Consider the following 8,796-nt stretch of genomic DNA (forward strand, 5'->3'; position numbering starts at 1 on the left):
TGAGACGAATAAATAATCGTCCAAGGAAGTGTTTAGGGTTCAAGCAACCAGCCGTAGTGTTTAAAGAAATGTGCTTAGTTGCTTGAAGTGAAAAGTGTCGCACTTCGGACTTGAATTCAGGGGCATTAAAAACAAACTAAAAGCCTGCGGCTGGGACGATGAGTATCTATTCAAGGTTATGGGATTTATCAAATAATATTCATGCGTTTGCCCTGAGTATGTCGGTTATTATCGTGAGCTAAGGTATATATTGGTTAAGTTTTTGGCTGCAGTAAATTGTTATAAATTTCTTGACGATTTAAGTAATTTAGTACTCACTTGATATGATTTTAAATGCTGATTTGATTTCTTCATGGGGTTAAGTAAGTCAAATAATATATCCATCATCACTGGCACATCCTGTTTAACCATAGTACTATTATTCCCAATCATTGCTGCGAATGGATCCCAGTCAAAACAGCCTAATGCAACATTATTAATATCGTGATGTTTATTTTTTATAAACCAATTGGTAATACCTTCGAGAGAAATTGTTGAATTAATAAATATGCCTTCTGGCATCCTTCTTTTAGCTTTAATAAAATCACTGAAACTTTTTTCAGCGTGGTCAGCAGCATAACCACAGGTAAGAATATAATCATCTTCTAGTGTTAAGTTTGCCTGAAAATGAGCGTTTTTAAATCCTCTAACTCTTTCTATGGTGTTATGGTCGTTTGGACGCCCACCAATAAAAAGAATATTACTTTCTCTATTTTTAGTATTTGATTTAATTCGATTTAAAATATCGGCGGTTAGATTGACTGCACCAGAAAAATTATCTGAGATAATAGATACAGATTTTGAACCAGGCAAATCAATATTAATAGTAGGGACGCCCTTTGACTTACAGAGATCAGCAACTCCATCCGGGTCTGTAGCTCCGGTACATATAATATATTCAACACGATGGTCTAGCATTGATTTTGCTGCATCTAATTCTAGTTTAGGGTCCCTACGGGTACATGTTACTATTGGGAAAAAACCCATTTCTCGTGCTCTTTGCTCAAAAATTTCAGCTATAGAGCTAAAATATCGATTGTCGTACATGGGGACTATCATTCCTATAAATCCTGACTTTTCTTTTCTAAGTGCACGAGCTTGCATGTTCGGTGAATAGCCTTCTTCTTTTGCAATAGCTAGTACTTTTTCAGCCAACTTACTGCTAATTCGTCGTTTATGCCAAGTCCCATTGAGGATCGAGCCGACAGTGCTTGCTGATGAACCTGCAAGTTTTGCTAGATCATAGATAGTAGGGGATTTTTCTCTTTTCAATTTTTATCCTGATAGTGATACTGACTATTATTTGAGATGGGAAGCTTGACAAAATATTATGTCTAAAGCAACATGCACCTTCGATGGTGCATGTTTGAAGATAAATATACATCAAACGAAAAAATAATAATAATTAATGAGGGTAACCAATGAAAACAATAATTAAAACGATCATTAAGTTTGCAACGTCTACAGCAATTATTATGGCAGCAACCTCCACTTCGGTTTATGCCAAAGAAACCACTATTGGTGTTGTTGTTAAAATAGGTGGGATTCCATGGTTTAATGCAATGGAACAAGGAATCGAAGAAGCTGGTAAAAAGTTAGGGGTTAACGCCTTCATGATTGGCCCCACTAGTGCAGATCCTGCACTTCAAGTTCGTGCTATTGAAGACCTTATTGCACGTAAAGTCGATGTGATAGGCGTTGTGCCCAATGACGCTAAAGTACTTGAACCTGTTCTAAAGCGCGCCCGCGAGGCCGGCATTAAAGTAATTACCCATGAGTCCATCGAAACCATTAATAAAGATTACGATTTCGAATTAGTATCTACCAAAGCTTTTGGTATTGCTAATGCTCGTCTGTTTGCAAAATCAACTGGTTGTAAAGGTGACTACGCAGTATATGTCGGTAGTTTAACTGTGCCTGCTCAAAATGCATGGGCTGATGCTGCCATTGGATATTTAAAGAAAAATTGCCCTAGTATGAAGCAGGTTTCTGAGCGGTTTGGTGTTGCGGAAAGTGTTGATGATAGTCGTACTACAACATTGGATCTTTTACAATCTCACCCGAAATTAGCCGGCATTTTAGCTTTTGGTAGTCAAGGACCTATTGGGGCTGCACGTGCTGTTGAAGAGCGTGGATTGACTGGAAAGGTTGCTGTTGTTGGTTTGTTTTCTGCGAGCCAAGGTCGTAGATTGGTTCATGATGGTTCCCTTACAGGTGGGTTTGTTTGGAGTCCGATTGAAGCGGGTAAAGCTTTCGTTGAATTGGGTAAAAAACTCGCTGATGGTGGGTCAGTGAAAGATGGAGATACATTGCCAGCACTTGGTAAAATAGTACTTGAAGGCAATAATATTATTGCTAATAAACCACTTGAATTAAATAGTAAGTCGGTTGACGTTTTAGCTAAATTAGGTTTGTAAGATTTAGCTGATATTTTATATACTACTGAAGCTTTTTGTTTTTTTAAGCAAAGAGCTTTTATTTAATAATTTAAAAATCATAAATATAAAAACTCTTTCTATATTTAATATGTTTAATTTTTTAAGTAGAAATAAAATGAACGAAAAAAATATTGCAATAAGTGCAAAGTCTATTACTAAGCATTTTGGTGATTTTACGGCTTTATATAATGTCGATTTCGAATTACGAACTGGTGAAATTCATTGTTTAGCGGGCGAGAATGGATGTGGAAAAAGCACTCTAATCAAAATTATTAATGGAGTATATCAGCCCGACCCCGGAGCTAAATTTAGCTTTGAAGGTAAGCTTGAAAAAAAGCAAATACTCCCATCTGATGCGAAAAGACTTGGTATTCATGTTATATGGCAGGACTTAGCTTTATTCCCAGATTTAACTGTTGCTGAAAATATCATATTTGACCATTATGTAGCTAAACCTTTTAAATTAATTAATAATAAGAAGGCTTGTTCTGATGCACAAATAGTAATTAATCAGTTGGGTATTTTTCTTGATCCTAGATCTAGAGTAGGCGATTTGAGTATTGCCAAAAGGCAGCTAGTTGCTATTTGTCGTGTTATTCATGCCAAGGCCCGTATTGTATTTATGGATGAGCCGACGGCATCTCTTACAAAAAAAGAAACTGAAAATTTACTAGCGATTGTTCGTACATTATCGAGCCAAGGCATTTCAGTAGTTTTTGTTAGTCATCGTCTAGGTGAAGTATTAGATATATGTGAGCGTGTTACCATATTACGAGATGGAAAATCAGTAGGTACTTTTCCGACTCAAGGGATGACGCAGAAAAAATTGACCAGCCTAATGACCGGTTTGGACATAGAATTGACAAAACGGAATAACTCCAATTTTGGTCCTACCGTTCTTGAACTTAAAAATCTTTCTAGAATAGGTGAGTTTGAAGGTATTTCTTTTTCTTTACGAAAAGGTGAAATCCTTGGTTTAACTGGATTATTAGGCTCTGGCCGAACAGAAATTGCTCACGCTATTTTTGGTATGACAAAAGCGACTAGTGGCGAAATAAAAATAGATGGAGAAGCTGTTAACTTTAAAAGTAATGTCGATGCAATTGCTAAAGGCATCGCCTATGTTTCAGAGGACCGTTTACGTCTTGGCCTTGACCAAATGCAATCTATTAATATGAACTCTGCTGTAACCGTTATTGGTAAATTATCAAAACCAGCCTTTTTTTTGCATCCTGCAGCAATTCGAGCGCTTTGCACGGATTGGATTAAGCTATTAAAAATCAAAGTAAGTAATCCTGCGTTGCCAGTATCATCATTATCTGGTGGTAATCAGCAGCGTGTGGTATTAGCTAAATGGCTAGCTACAAAACCAAAAATTATTATACTGGACTCACCAACTGTTGGTGTAGATGTAGGCGCAAAAGTTGGTATTTTTGATATTGTGCGCAAGCTTTCAGATGAGGGTATGGCGATCATTTTGATATCTGATGAAGCTAGTGAAATTTACCATAATACAGATAGTTTTTTAGTTTTGAAGTCGGGTCGAATTTCATTTTCAATGAAAACTTCTGAAGTCAATGAAGAAAAAATTGAGGGTATTATAAATGCTTAATTACCTAAAAAAAGTTGAATTAATTTTATTGCTATTATTGATATTCCTTAGTGTTTTTTTATCGTATACAACGGACAGTTTTTTAACTTTACAAAATTTATTTGATATCTTAAATAATCAAGCAGTCAGTATTATTTTTGCTGTTGGCCTTGTGGTTGTATTAATGGCTGGTGGTATTGATATTTCATTTTCAATAGTTGCTTCTGTTGTACAGTATATTGTTGTAACAATAATGATTTTGATTGGTGGTGGTAATTGGTTCTTGGGTATATGTTTAGCTATAATAATTGGTGTGAGTTTAGGTTTTTTTAACGCTCTACTTATTTGTAAGTTTCGGATTGTTTCAATAGTCGCTACAATTGGTACATTTAACTTGTTCTTTGGTTTATTAATGTATTTTACTAAAGGACATTCAATTTATAATATTCCAGATTGGCTTTATGAACCTATCCCTATAATTGATGTGGCTTCAGGAAATAGTAATGCAATATTATATTTACCTATAATTGTTGCTGTTTTTTTAGTTTTGATTACATGGTTTTTCTTAACTCGTATTGGCTTTGGCCGAATTATTATTGGTTTTGGTTCTGATCTAGAGGCTGCTAGAAGATCTGGCGTAAATGTTTTTCTTGTGCAGTTTTTTGTTTATGGTTGGTTAGGTTTGTGCGCAGGAATTGGTGGATTGATGCAATCTCATATAGTGCGCGAAGTTGTACCTAATGCACTTTATGGTCGTGAGTTAGACATACTATCTGCTGTTGTACTTGGTGGTGCTGTGTTGGGTGGTGGCCGCGGGACAGTATGGGGGGCCGTATTAGGTGTGATGCTATTAGCTGTAGTACAAAATGGCTTGAACTTGTTGGGCATTACACCTTTTGCATTTAAATTGATTGTCGGTTTGATTTTTTTAGTTGCCATTAGTGCTGTTAACATTCACCGATTCTTGCCACTAAAAGTGGTAAATACGAGAGAGGATTAGGCTATGTTTCATTTATCAATAGTTGAAAGAATCAAAAAAAAAGGTACTGATGCACTTGAACTTTATTCGATTATAATTTTTTTAATAGTCAGTATTTTATTTTTTTCCTTGATTTCATCAGATTTTTTTAGTTTAAGAGTTTTTCAATCAATGGCTTTTCAATTACCAGAATTGGGGCTATTGACATTAGCTATGTTAATTCCAATTATCTCTGGAGGATTAAATTTATCTATAACATTTAGTGCAAATATTTGTGGTTTATCTACAGCTTTTTTAATAAAAAGTTATTTACCTGATTTTGGAGTATTAACTGTATTTCTTGCTTTTACCGTAGGTATCGTTGTAGGTATTTTTGTTGGTGCTTTAATTGGATTGATTATTGCCTATGTAGGGGCTCATCCTATTTTGGTAACTTTAGGGGCTATGATTTTTTTGCGTGGTTTAGGTGAAACAATTACTCATGGTGGGGATATCTCAGGCATGCCTGAAGTATTTAATACTATAGGTAATAGCTTAATGTTGGGTATACCAATTCCTTTATATATATTTTTAGCTGCTTCTGTAGTGACTTTTTATATTATGCAGTATACGAAAATTGGATTTAGTATATATATGGTGGGCTCTAACCCTGATGCCGCTAGTTATTCAGGTATTAATACTAAACATATATTAGTATTTGTTTATTCCTTGTCAGGAGCGTTAGCTGGTTTAGCTGGTGTGCTAATGTTATCGCGTTTTAATTCAGTCCGTATTGGTCATGGTTATTCTTATTTATTAATCACTATTCTTGCCTGCTTCTTAGCAGGTGCTAACCCTTTTGGTGGCTTTGGTAGAATTATACCTTTAGTCATTGGCTTGATTAGTCTGCAAGTGATTGCGTCAGGGATGAACCTCATGGGAGCTAGTCAATATTTAGTTACAGCAATGTGGGGAGGGTTTTTAATTATTGTTATGATGTTACGTTCACCCTTTCTTAAAAAGAATTAAATAAAATAAAATAAAATAAAATAAAGATGAGATTTATGGAATATTTTGTTGGCGTAGACGTAGGAACGGGTAGTGCTCGAGCTGGCATTTTTAACTTTAAAGGTGAGTTATTATCAACGGCAAGGCAAGATATCACTATATACCGTGAAGGTACTGATATTGTTGAGCAATCTAGCGATAACATTTGGCAAGCTATTTGCGAATCAATAAAAAGTGCTTTATCTTCTGCCAAAGTATCCGCAGATCAAATCAAAGGGATAGGTTTTGATGCTACTTGTTCGCTAGTTGTACTTGATAAACATGAACAACCTCTAACTGTTAGTTCATCAGGTGACAATTCGCGTAATATTATTGTATGGATGGATCAAAGAGCAACAGATCAAGCTATTCGTATTAACCAAACTGGGCACCAAGTTTTAAAGTATGTAGGTGGGAAAATTTCTCCTGAAATGCAGACGCCGAAACTGCTTTGGCTGAAAGAGAATATGCCTGCTGTTTATAGTAAAGTTGGTCATTTATTTGATTTAACAGATTATTTGACATGGAGAGCAACGGGTGACTTATCACGTTCAAGATGTACCGTTACTTGTAAATGGACTTATATGTCACATGAGAACAATTGGGATGCTAGTTATTTTCATGAGATTGGGCTGTCAGATTTGACGGAAAATGATTTCTCTATCATTGGCAGTAATGTTTTAGATGCAGGTACAGCACTTGGTGTAGGCTTAACGGTAGCGGCAGCGGTTGATCTTGGTCTTGTTGCAGGGACTCCGGTTGCTGTAGGTCTTATTGACGCACATGCTGGTGGTATTGGAACTGTAGGGGCTTTTAGTCCCAATTTATCTTTGAAAAATCGTATGGCATACATATTTGGAACTTCAGCCTGCACAATGTCATCGTCTACTCAACAGGCTTTTGTTCCTGGAGTTTGGGGTCCTTACTACTCGGCAATGGTACCTGGCTTGTGGCTTAGTGAAGGGGGGCAGTCGGCTGCAGGAGAAGCAATTTCTCATCTATTAAAACTGCATCCTTTTTATGAAAAAGCAAAAAATGAGGCGAATGAGAGTAATTATTCTTTACCTAATTATTTACTAAATCTTATTGAAAAAAAAGGAATACCCACATCAGAAATTATATATCTAGCAAAAAAGATTATTGTTGTTCCAGAGTTTTTGGGTAATAGAGCTCCTTTTTCTGATCCTAATACTAGAGCTATTATTTCTGGATTAGACCTTGATTTAAGTATCAATGGTTTAATAGCGCTTTATATTGCAGGGATTGTTGGTCTTGGTTACGGACTAAAGCAAATAATAAAAGTGCAGGTTGAAAATGGAGTTTGCACAGATACAGTTGTTATTAGTGGGGGAGCAGGACAAAGCTCGATAATAAAACAATTACTTGCTGATTCTGCAGGAATTACTATTGTTGGTTCTAATACGCAAGAACCAGTTCTATTAGGCTCTGCTATGCTGGGTGCTGTAGCCAGTGGCGCTTACTCCTCGTTAACTTCAGCAATGAAAGAAATGTCTAGTTTAGGAGATGTTTTTGAACCAATAAGAGGAGTCATTTCACAACATCACGTTAATTGTTTTAAAATCTTTGAAGCTCTTCAGAGTGCGGCTAAGATCGAACCTATATTGAATCAAGTGAAAAATGAAGTTTAGTGCTACTTAGTCTCTCTGTAATTTTGATATATGACGCCCGACTAAATTAGCTGATATACATCATTATTCTTGTTATCACCTTCCGTAGTCCAAGTTTGATTTAAATAGCTTTAATTATGTTGGTAAGTGATAAATCAACAAAAAGTAAAGATATAGAGCACGCCCTTAAATAGATACACTTGTCGATTTAAGTACGCTGATTTTATAAAAATATCAGTGTTTGGTTGAAAATACATTTGTTCGGTAGATGTGTTTTAGATCGATAGCTGCGCATTATGACAAATTGAAAATTTATTTTGAAGGTAGTCTGATATTAGGGAAACTGCGATTAAGAAGCCACAATAGAATAAGCTTCTTTCATTCGATCAAAAAAACACAGGATACCACTCCTTTGAGTGTTTTTCGCCATTAAATAAGCCGAATTAGCCTTATTTAATGGGTTTTGAACGAACTAACTCCTTGCCGTCCGTATCATCTGATCGATCCTAAACACATTGGCTAAGGCAAACAGCATCGCCAGTTTGTTGTCATTTTTCTTCAGACCTCGATAGACAGCTTTCCTAAAACCAAACTGACGCTTTATGATCCGAAATGGGTGCTCTACTTTTGCTCGAATACTGGCTTTTATGTATTCCGTTCGGATAGGTTGCTTATTTATTCTCGAGTGTTTTTTGAGAAGACGCACCTTGCTTGGCGCTTTCTTTTTTATAAGTAGCAGCAATCAACCAATCCGCCTCGATATTTTTCAGTTCCTCTCGTTTTTTGCGCGCCTCGATAACCTGAATCCGCCGAGATAAAGCTTTCCTCACATGAATCAGATTTTCTGCCTCTGTGATGTAATGTACGTTGGCGGCGGTTGTGCTTAAGCGTGAGCGTCGGCTAAACCCCACATAATAATCTCTTCCAAAAACCATAAAGTCTTTTATTTTTTAAATTGGAATAAAATACTCATGTTTAGTAAGCGTCGGTTAAACCCCACATAGTAATTCCTTCCAAAAACCATAAAGTCTTTTGTTTTCTCAACAGGAACATAAGGCTTATGTTTACATCCTCCTCTCAGCACCATGTCACTTT

Annotated in this window: 6 protein-coding genes and 1 pseudogene; 5 read left to right on the top strand and 2 right to left on the bottom strand. The window is 36.2% G+C overall.

The features are described 5' to 3' along the window. Window positions 1-279: 279 nt before the first annotated feature. Window positions 280-1,311 (bottom strand): LacI family DNA-binding transcriptional regulator, encoded by a 1,032-nt coding sequence (locus E0D70_RS17245; protein WP_133013507.1) that lies wholly within the window; start codon window positions 1,309-1,311, stop codon window positions 280-282. 149 nt (window positions 1,312-1,460) lie between these two features. Between E0D70_RS17245 and E0D70_RS17250 the strand changes: the two genes are divergently transcribed. The 5 genes from E0D70_RS17250 (at window position 1,461) to E0D70_RS17270 (ending at window position 7,722) form a co-directional block, all read left to right on the top strand. Beyond that, window positions 1,461-2,456 (top strand): substrate-binding domain-containing protein, encoded by a 996-nt coding sequence (locus E0D70_RS17250; protein ID WP_133013508.1) that lies wholly within the window; start codon window positions 1,461-1,463, stop codon window positions 2,454-2,456. A 136-nt stretch (window positions 2,457-2,592) separates the two neighbouring features. Beyond that, window positions 2,593-4,089: a sugar ABC transporter ATP-binding protein gene (locus tag E0D70_RS17255; protein WP_133013509.1), complete on the top strand. Its 1,497-nt coding sequence runs from the start codon at window positions 2,593-2,595 to the stop codon at window positions 4,087-4,089. Then, window positions 4,082-5,068, top strand: a complete 987-nt coding sequence (locus tag E0D70_RS17260; protein ID WP_133013510.1) for an ABC transporter permease — start codon at window positions 4,082-4,084, stop codon at window positions 5,066-5,068. The genes E0D70_RS17255 and E0D70_RS17260 overlap by 8 nt, the downstream gene beginning before the upstream one ends. Window positions 5,069-5,071: 3 nt before the next feature. After that, the gene (locus E0D70_RS17265; RefSeq protein WP_133013511.1) at window positions 5,072-6,055 is read left to right on the top strand and encodes an ABC transporter permease; all 984 of its coding nucleotides are present in this window, start codon (window positions 5,072-5,074) and stop codon (window positions 6,053-6,055) included. A 35-nt stretch (window positions 6,056-6,090) separates the two neighbouring features. After that, complete coding sequence (locus E0D70_RS17270; protein WP_133013512.1) at window positions 6,091-7,722, top strand: FGGY-family carbohydrate kinase; 1,632 nt, start codon at window positions 6,091-6,093, stop codon at window positions 7,720-7,722. A 451-nt stretch (window positions 7,723-8,173) separates the two neighbouring features. Here the strand turns inward: E0D70_RS17270 and E0D70_RS17275 are convergent. Next, window positions 8,174-8,630, bottom strand: a pseudogene (locus E0D70_RS17275) (transposase); the annotation flags it as partial. Between the last annotated feature and the right edge of the window lie 166 nt (window positions 8,631-8,796).

The sequence above is a fragment of the Marinomonas flavescens genome, assembly GCF_004352835.1.
Lineage (GTDB): Bacteria > Pseudomonadota > Gammaproteobacteria > Pseudomonadales > Marinomonadaceae > Marinomonas > Marinomonas flavescens.